The organism is Tistrella mobilis KA081020-065 (assembly GCF_000264455.2).
Taxonomy (GTDB): Bacteria; Pseudomonadota; Alphaproteobacteria; order Tistrellales; family Tistrellaceae; genus Tistrella; species Tistrella mobilis.
The window spans coordinates 485,854-511,791 of the sequence record NC_017956.1 but is presented as its reverse complement, the minus strand read 5'-3'; the positions used below and the strand labels follow the sequence as shown (position 1 = coordinate 511,791).

General features: G+C 69.5%; 24 protein-coding genes and 1 pseudogene. 11 read left to right on the top strand and 14 right to left on the bottom strand.

The window, feature by feature from the left end:
- Positions 1–43: 43 nt before the first annotated feature.
- A complete protein-coding gene (locus tag TMO_RS02365; RefSeq protein ID WP_014743981.1) occupies positions 44–820 on the top strand; it encodes an FCD domain-containing protein in 777 nt (258 codons plus the stop codon).
- Positions 821–842: 22 nt separating this feature from the next.
- Here TMO_RS02365 and TMO_RS02360 read toward each other — a convergent pair whose 3' ends face one another.
- From TMO_RS02360 to TMO_RS02350, 3 genes are all read right to left on the bottom strand, one after another.
- Positions 843–1,361: an arsenate reductase ArsC gene (locus TMO_RS02360; protein WP_014743980.1), complete on the bottom strand. Its 519-nt coding sequence runs from the start codon at positions 1,359–1,361 to the stop codon at positions 843–845.
- A 128-nt stretch (positions 1,362–1,489) separates the two neighbouring features.
- The gene (locus TMO_RS28955; RefSeq protein WP_014743979.1) at positions 1,490–2,314 is read right to left on the bottom strand and encodes a DUF2272 domain-containing protein; all 825 of its coding nucleotides are present in this window, start codon (positions 2,312–2,314) and stop codon (positions 1,490–1,492) included.
- Between the two features lie 8 nt (positions 2,315–2,322).
- Positions 2,323–2,985: a L,D-transpeptidase family protein gene (locus tag TMO_RS02350; protein ID WP_014743978.1), complete on the bottom strand. Its 663-nt coding sequence runs from the start codon at positions 2,983–2,985 to the stop codon at positions 2,323–2,325.
- Between the two features lie 119 nt (positions 2,986–3,104).
- On the opposite strand from TMO_RS02350, the gene TMO_RS02345 reads away from it, so the two are divergent.
- The 6 genes and pseudogenes from TMO_RS02345 to TMO_RS32800 all read left to right on the top strand — a co-directional run.
- On the top strand, positions 3,105–3,545 hold the full coding sequence (locus TMO_RS02345; RefSeq protein ID WP_014743977.1) for a group III truncated hemoglobin: 441 nt from the start codon (positions 3,105–3,107) through the stop codon (positions 3,543–3,545).
- Positions 3,546–3,680: 135 nt separating this feature from the next.
- Positions 3,681–4,031 (top strand): hypothetical protein, encoded by a 351-nt coding sequence (locus TMO_RS02340; RefSeq protein ID WP_014743976.1) that lies wholly within the window; start codon positions 3,681–3,683, stop codon positions 4,029–4,031.
- 264 nt (positions 4,032–4,295) lie between these two features.
- Entirely contained in the window at positions 4,296–5,249 is a 954-nt protein-coding gene (locus tag TMO_RS02335; RefSeq protein ID WP_014743975.1) for a LysR substrate-binding domain-containing protein, read from the top strand.
- A gap of 40 nt (positions 5,250–5,289) precedes the next feature.
- Positions 5,290–5,964, top strand: a complete 675-nt coding sequence (gene nthA / locus TMO_RS02330; protein ID WP_014743974.1) for a nitrile hydratase subunit alpha — start codon at positions 5,290–5,292, stop codon at positions 5,962–5,964.
- Positions 5,961–6,635: a nitrile hydratase subunit beta gene (gene nthB, locus TMO_RS02325; protein WP_014743973.1), complete on the top strand. Its 675-nt coding sequence runs from the start codon at positions 5,961–5,963 to the stop codon at positions 6,633–6,635. The genes nthA and nthB overlap by 4 nt, the downstream gene beginning before the upstream one ends.
- A gap of 137 nt (positions 6,636–6,772) precedes the next feature.
- Positions 6,773–7,021, top strand: a pseudogene (locus TMO_RS32800) (nitrile hydratase accessory protein); the annotation flags it as partial.
- A 66-nt stretch (positions 7,022–7,087) separates the two neighbouring features.
- Here the strand turns inward: TMO_RS32800 and TMO_RS02315 are convergent.
- The 10 genes from TMO_RS02315 to glpD all read right to left on the bottom strand — a co-directional run bounded on the left by TMO_RS02315 (position 7,088) and on the right by glpD (position 20,071).
- On the bottom strand, positions 7,088–7,819 hold the full coding sequence (locus TMO_RS02315) for a response regulator (RefSeq protein WP_014743971.1): 732 nt from the start codon (positions 7,817–7,819) through the stop codon (positions 7,088–7,090).
- 21 nt (positions 7,820–7,840) lie between these two features.
- On the bottom strand, positions 7,841–10,588 hold the full coding sequence (locus tag TMO_RS02310; RefSeq protein WP_014743970.1) for a sensor histidine kinase: 2,748 nt from the start codon (positions 10,586–10,588) through the stop codon (positions 7,841–7,843).
- Positions 10,589–10,616: 28 nt separating this feature from the next.
- Positions 10,617–11,195: a potassium-transporting ATPase subunit KdpC gene (gene kdpC / locus TMO_RS02305; RefSeq protein ID WP_041605351.1), complete on the bottom strand. Its 579-nt coding sequence runs from the start codon at positions 11,193–11,195 to the stop codon at positions 10,617–10,619.
- Positions 11,196–11,224: 29 nt separating this feature from the next.
- Positions 11,225–13,273, bottom strand: a complete 2,049-nt coding sequence (gene kdpB / locus TMO_RS02300; protein WP_014743968.1) for a potassium-transporting ATPase subunit KdpB — start codon at positions 13,271–13,273, stop codon at positions 11,225–11,227.
- A 14-nt stretch (positions 13,274–13,287) separates the two neighbouring features.
- Complete coding sequence (gene kdpA / locus TMO_RS02295) at positions 13,288–14,988, bottom strand: potassium-transporting ATPase subunit KdpA (RefSeq protein ID WP_014743967.1); 1,701 nt, start codon at positions 14,986–14,988, stop codon at positions 13,288–13,290.
- Between the two features lie 30 nt (positions 14,989–15,018).
- The gene (locus TMO_RS31135) at positions 15,019–15,135 is read right to left on the bottom strand and encodes a potassium-transporting ATPase subunit F (protein WP_145978049.1); all 117 of its coding nucleotides are present in this window, start codon (positions 15,133–15,135) and stop codon (positions 15,019–15,021) included.
- A gap of 229 nt (positions 15,136–15,364) precedes the next feature.
- Complete coding sequence (locus tag TMO_RS02290) at positions 15,365–16,006, bottom strand: DUF6655 family protein (protein WP_014743965.1); 642 nt, start codon at positions 16,004–16,006, stop codon at positions 15,365–15,367.
- Between the two features lie 131 nt (positions 16,007–16,137).
- Entirely contained in the window at positions 16,138–16,680 is a 543-nt protein-coding gene (locus TMO_RS02285) for a tetratricopeptide repeat protein (RefSeq protein WP_014743964.1), read from the bottom strand.
- Positions 16,681–16,802: 122 nt separating this feature from the next.
- Entirely contained in the window at positions 16,803–18,347 is a 1,545-nt protein-coding gene (glpK, locus tag TMO_RS02280; RefSeq protein ID WP_014743963.1) for a glycerol kinase GlpK, read from the bottom strand.
- A 179-nt stretch (positions 18,348–18,526) separates the two neighbouring features.
- Positions 18,527–20,071, bottom strand: coding sequence for a glycerol-3-phosphate dehydrogenase (gene glpD, locus TMO_RS02275; RefSeq protein WP_041604795.1), 1,545 nt, complete (start codon positions 20,069–20,071; stop codon positions 18,527–18,529).
- 435 nt (positions 20,072–20,506) lie between these two features.
- Here glpD and TMO_RS02270 point away from each other — a divergent pair, with 435 nt between their 5' ends.
- Positions 20,507–21,136, top strand: coding sequence for a LysE/ArgO family amino acid transporter (locus TMO_RS02270; protein WP_014743961.1), 630 nt, complete (start codon positions 20,507–20,509; stop codon positions 21,134–21,136).
- Between the two features lie 114 nt (positions 21,137–21,250).
- Positions 21,251–22,168, top strand: coding sequence for a haloalkane dehalogenase (locus TMO_RS02265; protein ID WP_014743960.1), 918 nt, complete (start codon positions 21,251–21,253; stop codon positions 22,166–22,168).
- 34 nt (positions 22,169–22,202) lie between these two features.
- Here TMO_RS02265 and hemN read toward each other — a convergent pair whose 3' ends face one another.
- Positions 22,203–23,612, bottom strand: coding sequence for an oxygen-independent coproporphyrinogen III oxidase (gene hemN, locus TMO_RS02260; RefSeq protein ID WP_014743959.1), 1,410 nt, complete (start codon positions 23,610–23,612; stop codon positions 22,203–22,205).
- 304 nt (positions 23,613–23,916) lie between these two features.
- Between hemN and TMO_RS02255 the strand changes: the two genes are divergently transcribed.
- Positions 23,917–24,582 (top strand): OmpW/AlkL family protein, encoded by a 666-nt coding sequence (locus TMO_RS02255; protein ID WP_014743958.1) that lies wholly within the window; start codon positions 23,917–23,919, stop codon positions 24,580–24,582.
- 379 nt (positions 24,583–24,961) lie between these two features.
- Positions 24,962–25,927, top strand: a complete 966-nt coding sequence (locus TMO_RS28950) for an AraC family transcriptional regulator (protein WP_014743957.1) — start codon at positions 24,962–24,964, stop codon at positions 25,925–25,927.
- Positions 25,928–25,938 lie beyond the last annotated feature (11 nt).

The following is a 25,938-nucleotide window of genomic DNA, read 5'->3' as shown; positions in this document are numbered from 1 at the left end:
CAGGAACGCAATGACAAGAGCCATGCGCAACAGGACGGACGTGATGGAACAGGACGAGGGCAAGCCCGTCGCCGACGGCGCGGCGGCGCGGACCGCCCGGCAGATCGAGACGCTGATCCTGGAGGGGGCGCTCAGCCCCGGCGATCCGCTGCTGCCGGAGCGGGAGCTGGCCGAGAGGCTGAGCGTCTCTCGCCCGACGCTGCGTCAGGCCCTGAAACTGCTGGAAAGCCGCGGCCTGATCCTGGCCGATCAGGGGCGACGGCTGGTGGCACCGCTGGGCCGCGGGCTGACCGATCCGCTGATCGCGCTGATAGCCGATCACGGTGAGGTGGTCGACGACTATCTGGAATTCCGCGCCACGGCGGAACGCATGGCCGCGGGCCTGGCGGCACGGCGGGCGAACGACGTGGATCGCGCCCGGATCGGCGAGGCCATGGCCGCCATCGACCGGGCCCATGAGGCCGGACCGGAACCGGCCGAGGCCGCGGCCGATGTCGCCCTGCATCTGGCGCTCTACGAAGCCTCGCACAATCTGGTGCTGATGCAGGTCATGCGCGCCCTGACCGGCCTGCTGCGCCGGGGCGTGATGGACAATCGCGAAACGATGTTCCGCCGTCCCGAAACCCGCGAGGCGCTGCGCGCCCAGCATCGCGCGATCCACGACGCCGTGCTGGCGGGCGATGCGGCCGCGGCCGAAACCGCGGCAGAGGCTCATATCCGCTATGTCCATCAGGCGCTGGGCGAGATCGCGGCGGCAGAGGCCCGGCTCGCCACCTCGCTGCGCCGGCTGGATGGCGGCGGGATCGCCCGGCGCGGTTGACACCGCGCCGGGCAGGTCCTGCTCAGGCTGCGGCGGTGTCGCCGATATCGTCGATGTGCTGCTGCAGGGACAGGCGGTCGAGTGCCGCGATCGAGAGATTGGCGAAGATGCCGATGCGGGTGTTGAGCATGCGGAAGGCCTCGGCCACCGCCAGGGCACGCTCGGCATCGGTGCCCTGAACCGCCGCCGGATCGGGCACACCCCAATGGGCGGTCATCGGCTGGCCGGGCCAGGCCGGACAGGTCTCGCGCGCCTGATCGCAGACCGTGAACACAAAGTCGAAGCGCGGCGCGTCGGGGCCGCGGAATTCGTCCCAGCTCTTCGAGCGCAGCCCTTCGGTCGGGATGCGCGACCGTTGGAGCAGGGCCAGCGCCAGCGGATCGGGCGCACCGGCCGGATGGCTGCCGGCGCTGTAGGCCCGGAAACGCCCCTTGCCCAGATGGTTGAGCAGGGCTTCGGCCATAATGCTGCGCACGGCATTGCCGGTGCACAGGAACAGCACGTTGTGGATGCGGTCAGGAGTGGGTGCCGTGTCGCTCATCAGAAACCTCGGATCCGCTGGAGCGCGCGGGCCCCAAGGGCCCGCCGGTCCGCCGATCCTGCCGCCGGGCTCCGGACCGCTCCGTGACCGTCCGGTGACCGCTGGATGAAACCGCAGCGACGTCCCGGTCAGTGGTCGACCGCGGCGAGCGTCACGAACCAATGAGGCGTGCCCCTGACCGGGATCGGCCGTCCCGAGGCATCGGCCGGAAACAGGCTCATCGCCACCCGATCCCGGACATTGCCGCCGATCGCCGCGATCGTGCCCGGCCCGACCCTGACCACCAGATCGCAATGCATGCCCCTCGGCCGCGTATCCCAGCCGCGGGCGCGGGCATCCAATACCTCCCGCGCGCGCTGATGCCAGTCGTCGAGTTCCGGCCCGCCCTCGGCGCGGCCGCGATCGGCGCAGAGCAGATCGCCCGGCCGGATCGAGGTCTCGTGCGGATCGGCAGGCACGAAGCGGGCCGTGAGATCGCCCTGGGTGCCGAGGGCGCGGAAGATCACATGATCGACATAGTCCAGATGCCGCGAGGCCGGCGGCAGATCGGCCGGGGAGATGCCCGCCATGCAGGCGACATAAGAGATGAAGGCCGCCGACCAGGGCGACAGCTCCGGCACGTCGGAGGCACCCATCTTCAGGCCGTGATCATCCGCCGCCGCCCGCCAGTAGAGCTGAAGCCGGCCGCGCACCCGGCTGTCGGTCTCGTCCAGGCCCGGCGGGTTCAGGGACGGTGCGCCGCCCCGGAAATCGACCACCGGACTGCCGAAAGCCCGCCATTCGCCCTCGGCCACATTGACCATCGCCGCAACCATGCCACCCGGCGGCGGCTCCGCCGCGCAGACCAGAGGTGCCGCCCGTGGCGCATCGGGCCCCGGAATGCTGCCGCCCCCGCAGGCCGCGAGGACCAGGCTCGCGATCAGCCCGGGCAGGATCCGGAGCCGCCACCCCATGGCCGGCCTCAGGCCCGCATGTCGATCGGAAAGGGACGGCGGCCGTTATACGAGATCATCTCGCGAATCTCGTCGATCTCCTGGTTGGTGACGGCCAGGCAGCCCAGTGTCCAGCTGCGGTCGCCGCGGGCATGAATGCTCTCCCACGGGCCGTCGCCGGTGCCGTGCAGACCGATCGCGCCGCCGAGCTTAAGCCGCCCGCCGGCCGCGGCGGCACGCGCCTTGTCTTCGGCATTGGGATAGCTGATCGGGATGAACCAGCGGAACCCGTCGAGGGATTCGCGTCCCGGCGGCATCATGTGATAGCGGCCCTCTGGGGTCAGGGCGTCGCCCTCTTCCCGCTTCGGGCCCGGGCCACCGCGGCCGATGGCGACCGAATAGCGCTTCACCTCGCGGTCGCCGTCGAAGAAGACCAGGCTGCGCTCCATCTTGCTCAGCACCGCCCGGGTCGGGAACAGCGGCATGCCCGGCACGACCTCCTGCGGCGGCAGGGTTTCGGGCATCGGCGCCGGCTCGATCACCGTCATCTGGCGGGGGGCACGCGCCTCACAGCCCGCAAGCAGGCCTGTTCCGGCCACGAGCCCGGCCACGCCGAAACGCAGGAAGCGCCGCCGTCCCGGCGTCGCCGGCCCCTGTGGCACAGAGTGCTTCTGATCCTTCAGATCCGTCATCGGGTTTTCCGTCTGTCCCCTTGGCCCCACAATGGTTTACGTTGCCACGCGGCAGGGGGCAAGGCCCCAATCGCATGCCGCCGCCCCACGCCTCTTCCGCAGCCGTCGCGAGCCCGTACATGACCACCTCCCCACCTCTCCGCCAGCGCGCAGCCGTCACCGACAGCCCCGTCGATCCCGCCACCCTGGAACGGCTGGTCGCCGCCTTCTACGATCGTGCCCGCCACGACGAAATGCTGGCGCCGATCTTTGCCCGGGTCGCCGATGATGCCTGGCCCGACCACATCGCCCGGGTGGTCGGGTTCTGGCGCTCGGTGCTGTTCCACGACGGCAGCTATAAGGGCAATCCGATGCGCACCCATGCGGCGATGCCCGAGCTGACGCCGGGTCATTTCCACCGCTGGCTGGCGATCTGGCGCGAGACCGCGATCCGCACCTGCCCGCCGGTGGCGGCGATGCTGATGATCGACAAGGCCGAACGCATGGCCGCGGCGCTGGCCGGCGGCCATCCGACCGCAGGGGCGGCACGCGACCCCCAGGACACAGCGGGCCGGACATAAGGATCAAATCGTCGCAGGATCAACGGATTCGGGGTTGGATTGCGCGACATTTCGGCGCATCCTTTGCCCGGCTCTAGCCGCACCCCGGCCCGGACACTTCGTCCCGGCCCGCGTGCCGATACGGAGATCGCCGACATGTCCGCCCTGATCGCCGCCGCTTCGCCCGCTCGCACCGCCACCGCCACCACCGTGACCGCGACCACCATCGCGACCGTCACTCTTGGTGCCGCCGTGACTGTGATGACCGTGCAGGCCGTCCGCAATCAGGGGCGCGACCGCAATTGGTTTGGCGGCTGGCAGGCCGACCATGCCGATGGAGGCTCCATCTCGCGCCGCCAGTTCGACCTCGACGGTCGCCGCGGCAAAGATGACAAGCGACCGGGTGGTACCGTGATGCATCCGCTGCACGCTGCCACCCCGATCGCCCGGCATGGCGCCGTCACGCCGCCGGCCTCCGCCCGTTCCGGAGTACCCCGCGCCGCCTGAGTGCGGCCGGTCCCGGCCCAAGCTCCCCTCATTCGTCATTCAGACCGCCTTCGACCCGGCATCCGCCGCGGGCCGTTGGTTCGGCGACCTCGTTTCCCCTGCTGGAGACAGGAATTGCCGGACCGGCCGCGGATGGTGCGGAAAGGCCGGCCCGGACCATCATCGTGATCCCACGATGTGGACCGCGCGCCCCTGACCGCACCTCGCTGCCCTAAAGGCCCAGCGGATGCCGCCCGGTCGACGCCAGATCCGGAGCGTCCTGCCATGTCACGTCGTCGCCTTCCGCCCCTGGGTGCCCTGCATGCCTTCGAGGCTGCCGCCCGCCATCAGAGTTTTGCCCGCGCCGCCGAGGAACTGCACCTCACCGACGGTGCCATCAGCCACCGGATCCGCGATCTGGAAGACCGGCTGGGCATGCGGCTGTTCCGCCGGCTCCACCGCAAGGTGGTGCTGACCGAACACGGCCGGCGGCTCTATGCCACCTCTCGCGAGATGTTCGACCTGCTCGCCCGCGGGCTGGTGGAGCTGGACGGCCTGCCGGCCGAGCCGGTCCGCATCGCGGCCCCGGCGGTGATCGCCACCCGCTGGCTGATGCCGCGCATGGACGAGCTGGAGACCGCCGTCCCCGGGATCGAGCCGCATCTGATGGTGGAAGGCGCCCCCGATGGCGATGCCCCGCCGCCCGACCTGATCCTGAGGATCGGGGCCCGGCCGCGCGGCAGCGAGCGGGTCGACCGGTTGGCCGGCGACATGCTGGTGCCGGTCGCCGCCCCGGTCTATCTGGCCCGGGCGGGGCGGCCGGCGGCCCCCGAAGCCCTGCTGCGCTACCGGCTGCTGCGCGGCCCCGAAGATGCCTGGGATCTGTGGTTCCGCAGCGCCGGCATCTCCCGCGCCGAGCCGCCGCGCGGCCCGGTTCTGGGCGATCACGACCATCTGATCGGCGCCGCCATCGCCGGCCATGGCGTGGCGCTGGCGCCGAACCGCATGGTCGCGACCGACATCGCCGCCGGCCGCCTGGCCCGGCTGTTCGCCACCGCCGTCCCCTGGACCGACGCCTATTGGCTGATCCACGGCGAGAGCGCCGCCGATCGCCCCGAGATCGAGCGCGTCGCCGCCTGGCTGGAACAGGCGATGACGGCCGATGACGGGCTGCCCGGCCGGTCCACATTGCCCGGCACCGACTTGCGCCGCATACCCGAGCGGCCTACCGTCGACTGAACGGAACCGCGCACGGAAACGACGCCCCAGGGAGGACAGGATGGCAGGCGATCATCATGACCATGCCCATGATCACGATCATGATCACGGACATGACGGGCAGGGGCACGCGCATGCGGCCCCGCCTTCGCCCATGGCGGCGCGGGTGAAGGCGATCGAGGCGCTGGCGGTGGCCAAGGGGCTGGTCGATCCGGCGGCGCTCGACCTGATCGTCGACACCTATGAAAGCAAGGTCGGGCCGCGCAACGGCGCCCGCGTGGTCGCCCGCGCCTGGACCGACCCGGCCTACAAGGCCCGGCTGCTGAGCGATGCCACCGCCGCCATCGCCGAGTTCGGCTTCACCGGCCGCCAGGGCGAGGACATGGTGGTGCTGGAGAACACCGACCAGGTGCACAACATGGTCGTGTGCACACTGTGCTCCTGCTATCCCTGGACGGTGCTGGGCCTGCCGCCGGTCTGGTACAAATCCGCCCCCTATCGCTCGCGGGCCGTGCTGGACCCGCGCGGGGTGCTCGCCGAATTCGGCTGCAGGGTCGGCGACGATGTCGAGGTTCGGGTCTGGGACAGCACCGCGGAGCTGCGCTATCTGGTCCTGCCCCAGCGCCCTGCCGGCACCGAAGACTGGGACGAGGATCAACTGGCGGCGATCGTCACCCGCGATTCGATGATCGGCGTCACCCGTCTGGCCGACCAGACACCGGAGATGCGGTCATGAACGGCGCACAGGATCTGGGCGGCATGATGGGCTTCGGCCCGATCGGGATCGAGGTCAACGAGCCGGTCTTCCATGCCCCCTGGGAGGCGCGCGCGCTCGCGGTGACGCTGGCCATCGGCTTCCTGGGCCGCTGGTCGATCGACGAGGCCCGTCATGCCCGCGAAAGCCTGCCGCCGCCGGTCTATCTGACCAGCAGCTACTATGAAATCTGGCTGCGCGGGCTCGAAAAGTTGATGGTCCGCCATGGCCTCGCGACCGTCGCTGAATTTGAAACGGGGGTGCCCGATCCGGCGGCCCCGGCCCTGCCCGCCGACCTGAAACCCGCCCCCGATGCGCCCCAGGCGGCCGCCATCCTGGCGCGTGGTGCCAGCGCCCGCCGGGAGGGCGGCGGCCACCCCGCCCGCTTCAGAGCCGGAGACCGGGTAAAGGTCCGCGATATCAACACCCTGGCTCATACCAGGGCGCCGCGCTATGTGCGCGGCCGCGTGGGCACGATCGAGCGCCTGCACGGCGATTTCGTGCTGCCGGATGCCGCCGCCGCCCGCCGCGGCGAGGATCCCCAGCCCTGCTATGCCGTGCGCTTCGCCGCCCGCGATCTCTGGGGCGAAACCGCCCATCCCAACGACTGCGTCCACGCCGATCTGTGGGACGACTATCTGGAGCCGGCATGATGGCGACGGAGCATCAACCCCCCTCAACACCCCGCCCCATCACCGTGGTGCCGGCCGGTGCTGCCCGCCCCGCGGCCACCGGCACGCCGGATGCCGGCGCCCACGGCATCACCTGCACGCCGTCCGCGTCCCGGCAGATGCCGCCATTGCTGCTGGGCCAGCCGGCGGATGCCGAGGGGCCGGTCTTCCGTGAACCCTGGGAAGCCCAGGCTTTCGCCCTGGTCGTGTCCCTGCACGAGGCCGGCCTGTTCAGCTGGAACGAATGGGCGGCGACCCTGTCGGCCCGCATCGTCACCGCCCAGCTGGGCGGTGATCCGGATCTCGGCACCACCTATTACCATCACTGGCTGGCGGCGCTGGAAGACATCACCCGCGCCAAGGGGCTGGCCTGATTCCGCCCACCATCAACCCGCGGGGTTGATGGTGGGGTTGATGTCACCAGTCTCTTCCCGTCAGCCCCCGTCGAGCCGGTAGCCGACGCCGGGCTCGTTGACGATCAGCTTCGGATCGGCGGGGTCGTCGCCCAGCTTCTGGCGCAGATGGCCGACATAGATCCGCAGATAATGGGTGTCGGCCTCGTGCGCCGGCCCCCAGACCTCGCGCAGCAGCTGGGCATGGGTCATCATCCGGCCGCGATTGCGGGCCAGGATGCGCAGCAGGTCGTATTCCCGCCGGCTGAGCTTCACCGGCTGACCGTCGAGCGTCACTTCATGGCGGGGCTGATCAATGGTGATCCGGGTGCCGATGCGGATCAGCGCCTCGTCATCAGGCGCGGCCGGGATCTGCCCCGGCTGGGCCGGTGTGGTGCCGCGCGCCCGCAGCGTCGCCCGGATGCGGGCGGTGAGTTCCGCGATGCCGAAGGGCTTGGTGACGTAATCATCCGCCCCCCGATCCAGCGCCGCCACCTTGCCGGCCTCGTCAGCCCGCACCGACAGAACCAGGATCGGCACGCCCGACCAGTCGCGGATCCGGCCGATCACCTCGGTGCCGTCGATATCAGGCAGGCCCAGATCCAGCACGATCATCGCCGGCGCCCGGGTCGCCGCGGCCCGGACCGCCTCCTCCCCCGTCGCCGCCTCGATCACCTCGAAGCCGGCGGCACCGAGTGCGATCTTGAGAAAGCGGCGGATCTGGGGTTCGTCATCGACCACCAGAATGCGGGCCGTGTTCATGTCGACGGGCATCGTCTCTCCGATGAGGGGGCATCACTCGGCATCTTCGGGCGGCGGGGCCGGCGGCTCCGCGACGGTCAGGCGGATCACGATCCGGGTGCCCTGGCCACCGGCACCGGCCTCGGCACGGATCGTGCCGCCATGAGCCTCGACGAAGCCGCGACAGATCGCAAGCCCGAGCCCGGTGCCCGCCGGCTGGCTGTCGCCCGCCTTCACCCGGTGGAACATGTCGAACACGGCCTCCCGATCCGCTTCGGGGATGCCCGGCCCGTCATCCTCCACCCGGATGTCGATGCTTCGGCCGCGATCGGCAAGGGCGGCGGCGATGGTGATCCGGCCATCCGGTCCGCCATGCTTGACCGCGTTGTCGACCAGATTGACCAGCACCTGTTCCATCAACACCGCATCGACATGAAGCAGCGGCAAGCCTTCGGGTACCACCACGTCCAGCTGCCGCCCGCCCAGCTGCCGGGCCAGCCGGCCGCGCACCCGCCCGGCCAGTTCCGCCAGATCCACCCAGTCGCGACGCAGCGCCAGCGCGCCATGGCCGAGCCGGGTCATGTCGAGCAGGTTCTGGACATAGGCATCCAGCCGCCTCGCCTCGTCGTGGATGGTGTCGGCCAACTCGCCGCGGGCGCCGGGATCCAGCGCCTCCCCCAGGCTCTTCAGGCTCGATGCGGCGCCGATGATCGAGACCAGCGGCGTGCGCAGATCATGGCTGATGGATGAGAGCAGGGCCGCCCGCAGGGCATCCGCCTCGCCCTTCAGCCGCTCCCGCTCGATATCGGCCGCGAGCAGGGTACGGTCGACGGCAAGCGCCGCCTGATCGACCACCGCCTCCAGCAGCCGGCGCTGTTCGGGGCCCAGCTGTTTCGGCCGGCCGTCGCGCCCGCCGAACGAGACGCCGACCAGCCCCACGGGCCCCCGCGCGGCCTTCATCGGCACGAACAGCCAGTCCGAGGCCGGCAGCGTGTCGGAAGACCAGCCCGCCGGCCGCTCGTGCCGCCAGGCCCATTCCGCCGCCGCCCGGTTGGCGGGGGTCAGCCGGTCCTCCGGGGGAAAGCCGGCGCCGATCCTGAGCCCGCCATCGGGTTCCGGCAGCAGCAGCACCGCATCGCATTGCAGCGTGCGCGCGACATGAGAGACCACCGCCCAGGCGACATCGTCGACATCGGCCGCCCCGGCGGCCTTGCGGGCGAAATCATACAGATTGCCGACCCGCCGCGCCGCCTGCCGCTCCGCCTGCACCCGCTCCCGCAGCCGGCCGGCGAGATTGCCGGTCAGCGCCGCCGCGATCAGGAAGAAGACGATGGTCAGGATGTCCTCGGTTCGCGACACCTGAAAGGTGTGGTGGGGCACGGTGAAGAAGAAATTGTAGGCGAAGAAGCTGAGCACGCTGGCCGCGATCGAGGGCCAGAGCCCGCCGCGCACCGCCACCACCAGCACCGCGATCAGGAAGACCAGCGACACATTGGGCAAAGGCAGGATCATCTCGACCAGGGTCGAGACCAGGGCGGCGGCGGCCACCGACACGCCGATCAGCGCCAGTTCCCGCGGCCCGAAATGCGGGCCCGGGGCCTCCGCCTGCAGACGGCCGGGTTCGGCTGCGGCGGCGGTCGTCCCGGCCTCGGCGGCGATGACGGTCAATTCGAAGCCGGTCGCGCGGCTGACCAGCGCCTCGGCCAGCCCGCCGCCGGCCCCCAGGCGCCGCCACCAGGGCCGGCGGGGCGCCCGGCCGATCACGATCCGGCTGACATTGCGCTCCCGCGCCAGCGCCACCAGCTCGTCGGCCAGCCGCCGGGCATGCACCGGCCGCGGCAGCACGGTCACCTCCGCCCCCAGCCGCTCGGCCAGCCGGAGCGCCCGATTGGCGCGGTCCTGGGGGGTGTAATCACCGGCAGACGCGGCGCCGGTCCCGGTCTCGACATGGACCGCGATCCAGGGCAGCCGCGCGCGGTCGGCCATGCGTCGGCCGGCGCGGACCACCGCCTCGGCCTCTGCCCCCGTGCCGATACAAACCATCAGCCGCTCCCGCGCCGGCCAGGGGCCGGGCACGGCATGGGCGCGCATATAGCGGATCATCTCTTCATCGACCCGCTCGGCGGCCGCGCGCAGCGCCAGCTCGCGCAGCGCCGTCAGATTGCCGCGGCTGAAGAAATGCAGCACCGCCCGCCGCGCCTGGTCGCCCAGATAAACCTTACCCTCGCGCAGGCGCCGGATCAGATCGTCGGGCGGCAGATCGATCAGCTCGATCTCGTCGGCCATCGCCAGCACGTCGTCGGGCAGGGTCTCGCGCACCCGGATGCGGGTGATGCGCTGGACGATGTCGTTCAGGCTTTCCAGATGCTGGACGTTGAGCGTGGTCAGCACGTCGATGCCGGCATCGATCAGCTCGGCCACATCCTGGAAGCGCTTTTCGTGGCGCGCCCCCGGGATATTGGTGTGGGCGAATTCGTCGACCAGGGCCAGGGCCGGGCGGCGGGCCAGCACCGCATCCAGATCCATCTCGGGGAAGCTCCGGCCGCGATGGGTCAGGATCCGGCGCGGGATCACCTCCAGCCCGCGCAGCAGCGCCTCGGTCTCGGCCCGGCCATGGGTCTCGACCACCGCCACCGCGACATCGGTCCCTTCAGCACGGCGGCGCTGCGCCTCTTCCAGCATCGCATAGGTCTTGCCCACGCCGGGGGCGGCGCCCAGGAAGATCTTGAGCCGGCCGCGGCGCTCGCGCTTCGCATCCTCGATCAGCGCCTCGGGGGCGGGTCTGTCGGCGTCTCTGGTCATCGGGCTCTCCGCGCGCGGGGCTTAGGGCTCAGCCTGCCCCGGGGCCAGCCATGGCGTCGAGTGCCATGTTGAGCCGCAGCAGATTGACCCGGGGCTGGCCGATCAGCCCGGCAACCGGCCGCTCGACATGGGTGGCCACCAGGGCCTCCAGCGCATCGGGCGCCATCTGCCGGGCCTTCGCGACCCGCGGGATCTGCAGCCGAACCGCTTCGGGCGAGAGATCCGGGTCGAGCCCCGAGCCCGAGGCCGTCACGAGATCGCCCGGAACCGCGCCGCCCGCCCCCGTCTCGGCCCTGACCGCGGCGATGCGGTCGCGGATCTCTGCCGCCAGCGCAGCCGAGGTCGGCCCGAGATTGGAGGCGCCGGCCGCCACTGCGTCGTAGTCGACGGCAGAGGGGCGGCCATGGAAATAGCCGGGGGAGGTGAAATCCTGGCCGACCAGCGCCGAGCCGACCACCCGCCCGGCCGCATCGGTGACCGGGCTGCCCGCCGCCTGCCGGGGCGCGATCGCCCCGGCAAGGCCGGCCATGGCCAGCGGATAGGCGAGGCCGAGCAGGCCCGAGAACAGCACGAGCGGCACCACCGCCCGGCGGATGTTGCGCAACATGGGGTGCAGCATAAGACGGTCTCCCTCGCTCAGACCAGGCCCAGGCCCGAGACGACCATGTCGATCGCCTTGATGCCGATGAAGGGTGCGATCAGGCCGCCGAGGCCATAGATCAGCAGGTTCCGGCGCAGCAGCGCCGCGGCCGAGGTTGCCCGTGCCGCCACGCCTTTGAGCGCCAGCGGCACCAGCGCCACGATGATCAGGGCGTTGAAGATGACCGCCGAGAGGATCGCGCTTTCAGGGCTTGAAAGCTGCATGATGTCGAGCGCACCCAGCGCCGGATAGACGCTCGCGAACAGCGCCGGCACGATCGCGAAATACTTCGCCACGTCATTGGCGATCGAGAATGTGGTGAGGGCCCCGCGGCTGACCAGCAGCTGCTTGCCGACCATCACGACTTCGATGAGCTTGGTGGGATCGCTGTCGAGATCGATCAGATTGGCGGCCTCCTTGGCAGCCGGCGTGCCCTCGTTCATCGCCACACCGACATCGGCCTGGGCCAGCGCCGGCGCATCATTTGAGCCGTCGCCGCACATGGCGACCATCCGGCCCTTGGCCTGTTCAGCCCGGATCAGTTCCAGCTTGCGTTCGGGGGTCGCCTCGGCGAGCACGTCATCGACACCGGCTTCCGCCGCGATGGCGGCCGCCGTGATCGGGTTGTCGCCGGTGATCATCACCGTGCGGATGCCCATCCGCCGCAGTTCCGAAAAGCGCTCGCGGATGCCGGGCTTGATCACGTCCTTCAGGTGGATGACACCCAGCGGCCGGTCGTCTTCCGCCACCACCAGTGGCGTGCCGCCGCTGCGCGCGACCTGATCGACCAGATGGCCGAGCTGGGGCGGGACGCTGCCCCTGGCCTGCTTCAGGATCGCATCGCCCGCGCCCTTGCGCAGGCGGCGGCCATCGTTGAGGTCGGCGCCGGAAATCCGGGTCTGGGCGGTGAAGGGCACCATGCGCGCGACCTCCGCCGCCTCGGCACGGAAACCATGGGCCTTGCGCGCCAGATCGAGGATCGAGCGGCCCTCGGGCGTTTCGTCGCCAAGGCTGGCGAGCGCCGCAACCTCTGCCAGCCGCGCCTCCCCCACGCCGGGCAGGGGCAGGAAGGCATCGGCCATGCGGTTGCCGAAGGTGATGGTGCCGGTCTTGTCCAGCAGGAGCACGTCGACATCGCCCGCCGCCTCGACCGCACGGCCCGACCGGGCCACGACGCCGGCGCGGATCAGCCGGTCCATGCCGGCGATGCCGATGGCCGAGAGCAGGCCGCCGATGGTGGTGGGGATGAGGGTGACCAGCAGCGCGATCAGGAAGCCGACCGGGATCAGCGTGCCCGAGAAGGCGGCGAAGGCTTCGAGGCTGGCCACCACGATCAGGAAGATCAGCGTCAGCGAGACCAGCAGGATGGTCAGCGCGATCTCGTTCGGCGTCTTGCGCCGCGTCGCGCCCTCGACCAGACCGATCATCCGGTCGAGGAAGCTTTCGCCCGGCCGCTGGGTGACGCGGACCACGATCGCATCCGATACCACCCGGGTGCCGCCGGTGACCGCCGAGCGGTCGCCGCCGCTTTCGCGGATCACCGGCGCGCTTTCGCCGGTGATGGCGCTTTCGTCGACCGAGGCGATGCCGGCGACGACCTCGCCATCGGCAGGCACGATGTCGCCCGCCTCAACATAGACCAGGTCATCGGGCCCCAGATCGCGGGACGAGACCTCGCGCCAGTCATGGATCCGGACATCGCCGCGCGGCATGGCCGGCAGCAGCTTTGCCGGCGTCTCGGACTGGGTGGCGCGCAGGCTGTCGGCGCGGGCCCGGCCGCGGCCCTCGGCCAGGGCTTCCGCAAAATTGCCGAACAGCACCGTCGCCCAAAGCCAGAGGCAGATCTGCGCCAGCACCGCACCATGGGGGCCGCCGCTTGCAAGATCGATCACGGCCAGGATGGTCGCGACGGCTGCGACCACGGCGGTGGTCAGCATCACCGGATTGCCGGCAAGGGCGTGGGGCGCGAGCTTGGTGAAGGCCTCGCGGGCGGCGCGCGACAGCAGCGCCGGGTCGACGAGGCGGATGTCCTCGGATGTACGCATGGGAGCGGGTTCCGTCAGAACGTCCGGCCGAGGAGCATGGACAGATGCTCCGCGACGGGACCCAGCGCAAGCGCCGGGAAATAGGTAAGACCGCCGATGATCGCAACCGTGCCGATCAGCAGGCCGATGAAGAGCGGGCCATGGGTCGGCAGGGTGCCGGCAGTGGCCGGGATCTTCTTTTTGGCAGCCAGGCTGCCGGCGATCGCCAGCACCACCACCACCGGCAAATAGCGGCCGATCATCATCGCGATGCCGACGGCGATGGCGTGGAAGGTCTGGGCTGCGCCGAAGCCCGCGAAAGCCGAGCCGTTATTGCCGGCCGCAGAGGCATAGGCGTAGAGGATCTCGGACAGGCCATGCGGCCCGGCATCCTGCACGGCGGCACGGCCCGCGGGCAGCACGGCCGACAGGGCGGCCGGGACCAGCATCGCGACCGCCAGGCCGATCAGCGCCAGCATCGCCAGCGTCATCTCGCGCGCCTCGATCTTCTTCCCCATGTATTCGGGCGTGCGGCCGACCATCAGCCCGGCGGCGAAGACCGCGATCACGGCGAAGATGATCAACCCGTAGAGCCCGCTGCCGACACCACCGAAGATCACCTCGCCCAGCATCATGCCGATCATGGCAACCATGCCGCCGAGCGGCGTGAAGCTGTCATGCATGGCATTGACCGAGCCGTTGGACGCGGCCGTGGTCGCCGCCGCCCAGATGGCGCTGTCGGCGGCCCCGAAGCGGACCTCCTTGCCTTCCATATTGGGACCGGCGAGGCCCAGCGCGTGATGGATCGGGTTGCCGGTCGTCTCCGCCCAGACGGTCAGCCCGACAAAGACGGCAAAGGGGATCAACATGGCCAGGAACAACGCCCGGCCCTGGCGCGGATCGCCGGCAAGGCGGCCGAAGGCGAAGGGCATCGCCGCCGGCAGGGCCAGGATCGCCACCACCTCGATCAGGTTCGACCAGGCGGTCGGGTTCTCCAGTGGATGGGCGGAATTGACGCCGTAGAAGCCGCCGCCATTGGTGCCGAGCTGCTTGATCGCCACCTGCGAGGCCACGGGCCCGAGCGGGATGGCCTGGGCATGCCCGTCCAGACCGACGGATGCCAGCGTGCCGGTCATCACCTGCGGCACGCCCTGCAGCACCAGAAGGATGGTCACCGCAACCGCCAGCGGCAGCAGCAGGCGCAGCGTGATGCGGGTGACGTCGGTCGTCAGGCAGCCGATGGTCGGCGTCTCGGCGCGGGCAAAGCCGCGGGCCAGCGCCACCATCACCGCAATGCCGGTGGCGGCCGACAGGAAGTTCTGCACCCCCAGCCCGAAGGCCTGCGAGAAGGAGGACAGCTGCGCCTCCCCCGAATAGGCCTGCCAGTTGGTGTTGGTGACGAAGCTGATCGCGATGTTGAAGGCGACCGCCGGATCGAGCGGCGGAATGCCGGCCGGGTTCCAGGGCAGCACGCCCTGCAGGCGCAGCACCCCATAGAGCAGCAGAAAGCCGGCATAGTTGAAGGTGATCAGCCCCAGCGCATAGCCGAGCCAGCTGCTTTCGCGGCCGGCACGCACGCCCGAGAGGCCGAGGATGCCGGCCTCGACCGGCGCAAAGACGCGGCCCAAACGGCCGGAGGAAGACGCGGCGGCGACCGTCCAGCGGCCGAGCGGCACCGCAATCAGGGCCAGGATCGCGAGATAAAGCGCGATCCGCCCGAAATCCGTCGATATCATGGGATGGCAGGATCCGTCTCAGGGGCGGGATCAGCGATCGGGGCGGATCAGCACGGCGGTGAGCCATGCGGCCAGCGCCGCAACGGCCAAGCCGCCCAGAATCAACCCGATCAGATCGACCAGCCCCGGTTCAGGCAGGGGGGTCATAGCCGTGCGATCCCGACAGCTGCGAGAGCTGCCAGGCCGAACAGCCCGGATCCCAGCGCCAGCATCAGAATGTCCATCATGGCTCCGATCCTTGATGTGCGGAGCGACCGCAAGAGGACGCTCCCGTCAGGATGGAGTGTCGGCCGGACGGCCGTAAAATCGCGATGGCGATCCTGGTCCGACCGCGTAAACGGGGCATAAAAAAGTGCCGAAGGGCCGCCGGCCGGTCTCAATCCTCCGGCGCGCTCGCCAGGCCGAAATCCCTGAGGCTGGCGGTGATCGCCGGCACATGCTGCTCGTCCGGCAGCACGTCGCTGCTGGTCCACGAGAACACCAGCACCGTCCAGTCGGTGATGTGCGAATAACCGTAGACCGGGCCGGTCGCGTCGACGAAGCGGCCGTCATGAGCGTCGTAGGCGACGGCGGCGAGCTTGACCGTGCCGCGGCGCTCGTCGCGCTTCACCAGGGCCAGTTCGGGCGTGCTGACATCGCTCATCGGCACGGGAATGTCGATCGCCGGCAGGCCGAGCAGCGAGCTTTCGTCATCGATCGACAGCGCGCCCGAACGGATCTCGATCACGACATCGGCAAGCGCCCGGTCGGGCATCAGCCGGGCGCCGCGGCGCAGCAGCTGTTCGCGCACGGCCCCGATCGCATACTTGCCGTCGATGGCTTCGAAATTGGTGGTATCCAGGAAGACCGGGGCATCCTGCGGCAGGTCCAGGGTCAGTTCCTGCGCCGCCCTGTCGACCGCCGACGATAGCAGAAGCTGCTCGGTCGCCGTCCTGGACGGCAGGCTCTCGCGCGAGGAGGAACAGGCCGCAAGCGCAAGAGCTGCGAGCAGGGACGCAACGAGGCTGCCGATGCGCATACCGGTCCTTCCGGATGATGGGCTACATGATGCGGAACGACGAGAAACCTCGCCCATCTGCGCATCATCTTCAAGTGTTGCCCATTCGATCGTGTGCAGGCCGCGCGTCTTTTCACCAATTGATCACGGCGTCAGTTCACCGTGCGCGGCAGATCCTCGGCCAGGGCCTCGACCATCTGGCGGACATTGGCGAGATAGGGGTTGAGCCGCAGCGCCGTTTCGAAAGCGGCCAGTGCCGCGGTGCGGTCCCCGCGGCGCATGCAGATCTGGCCGAAGCCGCAGATCGCGCCGAAATGACGGGGTTCCAGCTCCAGCGCCGTGCGGATGTCCCCCAGGCTCTCCTGGTCGCGTTCCTGCATGTAGTAGAGCGTGGCGCGGCGGTTCCAGGCCTCGGCGAAATCGGGCCAGCGCAGCACGGTGCGGTCCAGCACACCTTCCGCCACCACCAGCCGGCCGGCGACCATGGCATCGATCGCCCGCGACAGCGCACGGGTCGCATCCGGATCGTGATGTTCGCACCACAGCGCCCAGATCATCGCCTGGATGTCCTCGGGATCACGGTCATCCGTGGGCGTCTGCAGGGCGCGGAACAAGGCGTCCAGGCGCCGGGACATCACCGGCGACGGTCGTCTTTCGGCCCCGCTCAGGACCAGCTTCAGAACGTCGTTGACCATCGTCAGGCATCACCCCACAAGGCAACGTGAACGGGCGGATCCGCACCCCCATCAGAATAGGGCGGATCCCCCGTTCGCGCCACCCCGCCGGGCGGGTTGACACATGCTCGTGATCGCCCCGATCAGCTGCGCGTCAGCGTCCGGCGCACAGCATCCTGCCAGCCGCCATACAGCCGTTCGCGTTCGGCTTCGGCCATGCCCGGCTCGAAGCGCCGGTCAAGCGCCCACCCCTCGGCAAACACCTCCGGATCGGGATAGACGCCGGTCGCGAGACCGGCCAGATAGGCCGCCCCCATGGCGGTGGTCTCGCGTAGTTTCGGCCGGTCGACCGGGGTCGCCAGCATGTCGGCCAGACGCTGCATCAGCCAGTCGCTGGCGACCATGCCGCCGTCAACGCGCAGCACGGTTTCGGAAAACCCGTCCCCCTCCCAGTCGCCACGCATCGCCTCGACCAGATCGCGGGTCTGATAGGCGACCGAATCCAGCACCGCGCGCGCAATCTCGCGCGGGCCGGTGGCCCTGGTCAGGCCGAACATGGCGCCGCGGGCATCGGCATCCCAATGCGGCGCACCGAGACCGGTGAAGGCCGGCACCAGATAGACGCTCTGCGCCGGATCGGCCTCCGCCGCCAGCACCTCGGTCTGGGCGGAATTCTCGATCAGGCCCAGCCCGTCGCGCAGCCACTGCACCGCGGCACCGGCCACAAAGATCGAGCCTTCCAGGGCATAGCTGCGCCGGCCGTTCAGCTGCAGCGCCACCGTGGTCAGCAGCCGGTTGCGCGACCGCACCGACTGATTGCCGGTCACCAGCAGGGCGAAGCAGCCGGTGCCATAGGTCGCCTTGACCATGCCGGGCCTGAAACAGGCTTGGCCGGTGGTCGCCGCCTGCTGATCGCCGGCGACACCGCGGATCGGCACCGGCACGCCCAGCAGGTCGGGCAGGGTTTCGCCGAAATCACCGGCGCTGTCGCGCACCTCGGGCAGCATACCCATCGGCACGCCGAAGACCTTGCAGAGATCCGGGCACCAGGCGCCGCGGTGGATGTCGTAGAGCATGGTACGCGAGGCGTTGGTCGCATCGGTCGCATGCACCCGGCCGCCGGTCATCCGCCAGATCAGGAAGGCATCGACCGTGCCGAAGGCGAGTTTGCCCGCCTCCGCCGCCGCCCTGGCACCCGGCACCGTGTCCAGGATCCACGAGGCCTTGGTCGCCGAGAAATAGGGATCGAGCAGCAGGCCCGAACGGTCGCGGACCAGCTGTTCATGCCCGTCGCGCTTCAGATCGCCGCAGATCCGCGCCGTGCGCCGGTCCTGCCAGACGATGGCCGGATGGATGGCCCGCCCGGTCTCGCGATCCCAGACCACCGTGGTTTCGCGCTGGTTGGTGATGCCGATGCCGGCAAGCGCGGCCGCCTCCACGCCGGCCTTCGCCAGCGCGCCGCGCATGGTCTCGACGCTGGTCCGCCACAGATCCTCGGCATCATGTTCGACATGGCCGGAGGCGGGAAAGTGCTGGGGAAATTCCTGCTGGTCGGTCGCGACCACCTGCATGTCGTGGTTGAACAGCATGGCGCGGGTCGAGGTGGTTCCCTGGTCGAGCGCCAGGATCAGGCCTTCGCGGGCACCATCGTCCTTGCGGACAACATCATCTTTGCGGTTGGCGGGCATGGGGACGGCGATCCTCCTCGGAAGCTGTGCCGGCCATGCGAATGCTCCCCCCGCACGCCCGGCACGCCGGGGCTTGGGCCGCCCCGGTCGTTTCAGGCGTCAGTTTGGGCCGGGGGACGGGGCCCCGGCAAGTCCGGTGGTGCCGGTGGCCCGGGCACCCCTCTGCTGCAGCCGCACGCTCACGCCGCGAGACGCGCCGAGCTGCGGGCCTGCATCCAGGCATCGAGCCGGCGGACACCCGCGGCATCGATCCTGAGACCCAGCTTGGTGCGCCGCCAGAGGACATCCTCTGCCGTGCGCGCCCATTCATGATCCATCAGCCAGGCGACCTCCCGGGCATGCAGACCAGCGCCGAAATGTTCGCCCAGCGCCGACGGATCGGCCGCCGCATCGCCGATCACGCGATGGACATAGCCGCCATAGGCGCGGGCCAGACGCCGGCGGGTCCGTTCGTCCAGCACGGGATGGCTGAGCGCCAGGCTCTGCACCAGCGCCTCGACCCCGCCGGCGGGCAGGCGGCCGCCGGGCAGCGGCACATCGGCCGTCCAGGGGCCGCGCAGCGCCCGGCCGTCGGTGCGTGCCGGCAGCAGCGGCTCCAGCTTCGCCAGCGCCGCCTCAGCCAGGCGGCGGAAGGTGGTGATCTTGCCACCGAAGGCGCTGATCACCGGTGCTGCCGCGGTATCCACCGTCAGCACATAGTCGCGGGTCGCTTCCTGCGCCTTGCTCGCGCCGTCGTCATAGAGCGGGCGGACACCGGAATAGGTCCAGACCACCATCTCGGGCGTGACCGGGCGCCGGAAATAGCCCGAAACCGCCCGGCAGAGATAGTCGACCTCTTCAGGCGTGATCGCGACCCGGCCCGGGTCACCTTTGTGATCGGCATCGGTGGTGCCGATCAGGGTGAAGTCGTCCTCGTAGGGAATGGCGAAGACGATGCGGTTGTCGGCATTCTGGAAGATATAGGCGCGGTCGTGGTCGAACAGCCGGGGCACCACGATATGGCTGCCCCGCACCAGACGCACCCGCTCGGGCGTCTTCACCTTCAGCCGGTCCACCAGGGTTTCCGCGACCCAGGGGCCGGCGGCATTGACCACCGCCCGGGCGCGGATGATCGAAACCTCCCCCGTCTCCACATCGCGCAGCGACAGCGTCCAGAGATCGGCGCCGCGATCGGCGGCGGTGAACTCGGTGCGGGTCAGGATGCGGGCGCCGTTTTCCTGCGCATCGAGCGCGTTCAGCACCACCAGCCGGGCATCATCGACCCAGGCGTCGGAATATTCGAAAGCGGTGCGGTAGTCATCCTTCAGCGGCAGGCCGGCCGCATCCCGCGACAGATCCAGGCGCCGGGTGCCCGGCAGCTTCCGCCGCCCGCCATTGCCGCCGGCCAGATGATCATAGATGAACAGGCCCAGCCGGATCATCCAGCGCGGCCGCAGGCCCCGGTGATGCGGCAGCACGAAGCGCAGCGGCCAGGCGATGTGGGGCAGCGCATCCAGCAGCACGGCGCGTTCCTGCAGCGCCTCGCGCACCAGCCGGAATTCGCGATGTTCCAGATAGCGCAGCCCGCCATGGATCAGCTTGGTGCTGGCGGACGAGGTGGCCCCGGCAAGGTCGCCCTTCTCCACCACCACCACATCCAGCCCGCGGCCGGCGGCATCGCGGGCAATGCCGCAGCCATTCACGCCGCCACCGATCACCGCCAGATCATACACATGCCCGGACATCGTCGAAGCCCCTCTGCAACCGGTCGGGTCGCCCTGGGCAAGCTGCGGATCACCCGCGCCGCCCCGTCAAACGAAATATGTTCGCACCGAAGTGAAAGTTCAAACGAAACAGAACGGAAGATCTCCGGGGGCTGCCCTGCACCGCCTGCACATCCCTCCGGCATGGGGTCATGCGATCGCCCCCGTTGCAGCCGGGCGTCCGGCCGGGCATAGTGGCGACCCCTTGATCCCGCGATCGGAACCCGCCCCGCCATGGCTCTGCTCGTCTCGGCCCATCTCGAGAAAATCAGCCGCCGGAAGGTCTGAGGTCCGCACGGCCCGGTTGCCGTGCCAGCACCTCCCGCCACCCGCCCCCGCCCGACAGACCGGCGCGGGCGATGATGTCGTGCATCGACAGGCGGCCCCGACCATTCCCGCAGACGGGTTTCGTTTTCCATGTCGCTTCCCATCGAAACCGCACTCGAAGGCTTTGCCCTCGGTGCCGGGCTGATCATTGCGATCGGCGCCCAGAACGCCTTCGTCCTCCGCCAGGGCCTGATCCGCGCCCATGTCCTGCCGATCGTCGCCTTTTGCGCCGCCACCGACGCGCTGCTCATCGGCGCCGGTGCCCTCGGCCTCGGCTCGCTGATCGCCGGTCACGAGGTCTTGCTTGGATACGTGTCGCTCGCGGGCGCGCTCTTCCTTGGCGTCTATGGCCTGATGGCCGCCCGCCGCGCCCTGCATCCGGGCCGCCTCCTGCCCTCCGAAGCGGCCCCTGCCCCGCTTCTTGCGACACTCGGGACCGTCGCGGCGGTCACCCTGCTCAACCCGCATGTCTATCTGGACACGGTCGTCCTGCTGGGCAGCATTTCCGGGCGCCACCCGATGCCGGAACGGCTGTGGTTCGTGGGCGGTGCCGCCATTGCCTCGATCGCCTGGTTCTCGGCCCTGGGCTGGGGCGCCCGGCTGCTGGTGCCGGTGTTCCGCCGGCCGGCCGCCTGGCGGGTGCTGGACGGGATCATCGCGCTGGTGATGTGGGCGATCGCCGCCCGGCTGGTCGCAGACGCGGTGACGCTCCTCGGCTGATCTCCGGAACCGGATGCCCTATGCTGGATTGCGGGACGAGCCCCGTCCTGCAACCGGCCCTGCCGCCGCCGCATACGGCGGCGGCATGAGAAGCCATTCCGGAGACAACGCCCGATGACCCAGATCCTGCGCACGCCCGATGCGCGCTTCCTGGACCTGCCCGGCTGGTCCTATGTGCCGCATTACCTCGACGATCTGCCCGGCTATGAAGGCATCCGCATCGCATATGTTGACGAGCCGGCCGCCGTCGCTGATGCCGGTGCCGATGCACCGACCTTTCTCTGCCTGCACGGCCAGCCGAGCTGGAGCTATCTCTATCGCCGCATGATCCCCCAGCTGGTCGCCCGCGGCCGGGTGGTGGCGCCTGATCTGATCGGCTTCGGCCGCTCCGACAAGCTCACCGACGATCGCGCCTACGGTTTCCTGTTCCACCGCGGCATGCTGGTAGAGCTGATCAAGCGGCTCAATCTCCACAACATTATCCTGGTGGTGCAGGATTGGGGCGGGCTGCTGGGCCTGACGCTGCCGCCGGAGATGCCGGAACGCTTCCAGGGGCTTCTGGTCATGAACACCGCCCTCGGCACTGGCGACCGGCCGCTGGGCAAGGGCTTCGAGGCCTGGCGCGATTTCGTCGCCAACAGCCCGGATTTCTCGATCTCGAAACTCTTCCAGCGCGGCTGCCCGCATCTGACGCCGGAAGAGGCTGCAGCCTATGACGCCCCCTATCCCGACGACAGCTATCGGGCGGGTGCCCGGGTCTTCCCGTCGCTGGTCCCCGATCATCCGGATGCCGAAGGTGCGCCGCTGTCGCGTGCCGCCCGCGACTGGTGGCGATCGGACTGGTCGGGCCGGTCGTCGATGGTGATCGGCATGGCCGATCCGGTACTGGGCAAGCCGGCCATGACCGCCCTGCATCAGGTCATCCGCGGCTGCCCGCCGCCGATCGAGGTCGAAGATGGCGGACATTTCGTTCAGGAATGGGCCGACGCTTTCATGCCGCAGGCACTCGAGCCGCTCTTCCCCCCGAAGTGATGCCGCGTGGCGCGGCCGAAAGAGGGGCTGGCCCCTATTCGGCCGCGACCATCGCCCGCACCGCGGGGTTAAGATAGACATCGAAACAGGTGGCGACACGCTGCACGTCGGGCGTCATGCCCGCCGGCACCGTCAGCTTCCAGCCGTCGCGCACCACCACGCCCCGCATCTCCAGCGGCGCCAGTCGTTCGAGGGCATCGGCAAGCTCCGCCGGATCGCGGCCCTGCCCGGCGGCCACCGCCGCCACGTCGACCGCGTGATCGCACATCAGCCGCTCGATCACCGCCCGGCGCAGCAGATCGTCGGCGGTAACGGCAACACCGCGCACGGTACCCAGCCGCCCGGCGGCAATCGCCTCACGCCAGGCCCGGACATCGGTGGTGTTCTGGACATAGCCGCCCGGCAGGTCCCCGATGGCCGAGGGGCCGAAGCCCAGAATGGCGGTTGCCGTGTCGGTGGTATAGCCCTGGAAATTGCGCCGCAGGCGGCCTTCACGCTGGGCCACCGCCAGCGAATCCTCCGGCCGTGCGAAATGGTCGAGCCCGATGCCGGCATAGCCGGCAGCCATCAGGCGCCGCGCGGCCGCCTCGGCCTGTTCCAGCCGCTCGACCGCCCCCGGCAGGGCATGTTCGGGCACCAGCCGCTGATGCGGCTTCAGGGTCGGCACATGGGCATAGCCGAACAACGCCACCCGATCAGGCGCCAGTGTCAGCACCTGATCGACGGTGGCGATCACGCCCTCGACAGTCTGGTGGGGCAGGCCGTGGACCAGATCGATGTTGATCGCATGAATTCCCCGCGCGCGCAGTTCCCGCACCGCCTGCGCGGTCGCTTCGGCCGGCTGGATGCGGTTGATCGCCTTCTGAACCTCGGGATCCAGATCCTGCACGCCCAGGCTCGCCCGATTGACGCCAGCCGTCGCCCAGGCATCCAGCCGGGCCGGATCCAGGTCGCGCGGATCGATCTCCAGTGCGATCTCGGCATCGGTTCCGATGTCGAAGGCGCGGGTCAGGGTCCGGAAGATCAGGTCGATGTCACCCGGCTCCAGGATGGTGGGACTGCCCCCGCCGAAATGCAGATGGCTGACCCTGTGCCGCCGGCCCAGCATCTCCGCCACCATCTCGATCTCGGCCACCAGGCTGCGGACATAGGCCTCGATGGGTCCGCGCACATTCACCACCCGGGTGTGGCAGCCGCAGAACCAGCACAGCGTGTCGCAGAACGGCACATGGACATAGATGGAAACCGGCTCGTCCGCCGGCACCGCCCGCATCCAGGCCGCCGCCTGATCCGGCCCGACCGCGGCATCGAACTGCAGGGCCGTGGGATAGCTGGTATAGCGCGGCAGACGCGCGGCCCGCAGGGCCGTCTGCATCGCCTCGCCACCGCGCGGCGCGGCGGGGGACGTCTGCACGGCGGGGCGGAGTTCGACGACGGTTGCCATGGGCATTGACCTCTCCGGGCGTGACCTTGATTGCCATGATCCTGCCCCGGCCACGCCGCTGCTTCCTTGCGCAAGATCAAAAACGATGGTTCCAGAACCTGATGCGGCCAGGTGGCGCGACATCCGGTCGCATCCTTCGCGGCGGTTGATCCAGATCAACGCCCGAAAAAGGACACAGGTGCTTTATGAGGGCCATCGACCGGTGACGTATCGGAGAGTTCCGGACCACCGGCTGCAGGGCGGGCCGTGCATGACAAGGCCGCCGCAGTCCGGCCGGTGACCGCTGCCAACGAAGGCCAGATCAATGACCACCACGCTCAACAAAGCCCCCCGCGCCCTGAAGGCCGCCGGCCTCGCCGCCCTCGTCGCCGCCGGCACCCTTGCCGGTGCTCTTGCCGGTGCAGCGCCCGCCGCCGCCGAAGACAAGAGCCCCTGGATGCTGCGCGTCCGCGGCGTGGCGGTCGTCCCCGACGAGGGCGCATCGATCAGCCCGATCGGCGGCGACGTATCGATCGACAACTCGGTCATCCCCGAGCTGGACATCACCTATTTCGCCACCCAGAACATCGCCTTCGAGCTGATCCTGGGCACCACCAAGCATGATGTCCGCGCCAAGGGCACCTCGGTCGGCGGTGTGGATCTCGGCAGCGTCTGGCTGCTGCCCCCCACTCTGACCGCGCAGTACCACTTCATTCCGGACGGCAAGATCCGTCCCTATGTCGGCGCCGGCGTGAACTACACCGTGTTCTACAACGAGGACACCCCGGCCGGCATCGACATCGACTATGACAATGGCTTCGGCTTCGCCCTGCAGGCCGGTGTCGACTTCGCGATCGACGACCATTGGGTCGCCAATATCGACGTGAAGAAGCTGTTCCTGAACACCGACGTCACGATCAACAACTCGATCAAGGCCGATGTCGACATCGACCCGTGGCTGTTCGGCGTGGGTGTCGGCTACCGGTTCTGAACCACCCGTCGGCTGACCACCACGACGAACCGCGTGCGGCCCCGACACTGCCCTGTCGGGACCGCACGCAGACCCGCCCGACCCGTTCCGTCAGTACAAGGGCCGCCAGCACAAGGCGATGTGCCCCCGGAACGGATCGGTACATCGACCATAATCGCCTCAGGCGGCTGGTCGATATGTGACGAGCATAAGGCGTCGGTCAGACCGGCGTCTTGCCGTCGCGTGTACAAAAGCTTTCGACCGGGTGACCTGAAAGGCGAAACATCGTTCGTGTGTGATGCAATATGCATCATCACGGCGTTTGCCATTGCATGCTCTTTTCTCCACGACATCCAATATGCCGTTGGCACTTGTTCGGGTCGTGGAGCGCAAAGTCATCATGGGGGTCCGGATCCTCGACCTGGATTGCCGGTCACTGCCAGGTGTTGAGCGGTGGCGCGAAGCGGTCACCGACATCTATTGCTCGTTCGACGTCATTCCCGACCGTCAGCCCTTCCATGCCCGGATCGTCGAGAGACGGATCGGGCCATTGTCGCTGACCAGATTCACCTGCGACGACTGCGCCGTGATCCGGAGCGAGGCACACATCCGACAGGACGAGGTGGCCGGGTTTTCCGTGTCGATACCGGTGTCAGGACGGATGATCCATTGCCAGGGCGACAGATCCGGCTATATCCGCCCGGGCGAGGCGCTCGTCACCGATCTGTCCCGCCCTTACGGTTTTCGATGCGTCGAGGGCCTGACGAGCGTCTGCGTGAAGATCCCGCCGGCGGTGACTTGTTCGGGCGGCGGTTTCGCGGTCGCACCCGCCGTGACCGATGGGCAGCGTGCTGCAGACCCTGCCCTGCTGCACGCGGTGACCGCCATGATCGACGCCCTGCTTGAAGCCCCGAAACCGGTCGACCAGCGACGCGCCGAACACGCCGCCCGGGCCCTGCTGGACCTGATCGCCCTGATGTTCGCAGCACCCCCCGCCGCCGCCCCGCCCACCCCGGGGCTGACCGCGCTGCGCCGGCGGGCCGAAGCCCTGATCCGCGCCGAGGCCACCGATCCCGCCCTGACGCCCCAGGCTGTGGCGGAACGGCTGGGTATCAGCCCCGGCTATCTGCATCGGGCGATGCGCGGCAGCGGCCATACGGTCCAGACGCTGATCCGCGAGACCCGGATTGCCGTCGGCCTCCACATGCTGATGGATCCGGGGACGAGCGATCTGACCATCGCCCGGATCACCTATGAGGCCGGTTTCGCCAGCCATGCCGCCTTCACCGACGCCGTCCGCCGCCGCCACGGCCGCACCCCGCGCGAAGTTCGCGATCAGGCGCTGCGCCGTGGCAATCCCGGCTGAACCGGTCGCTC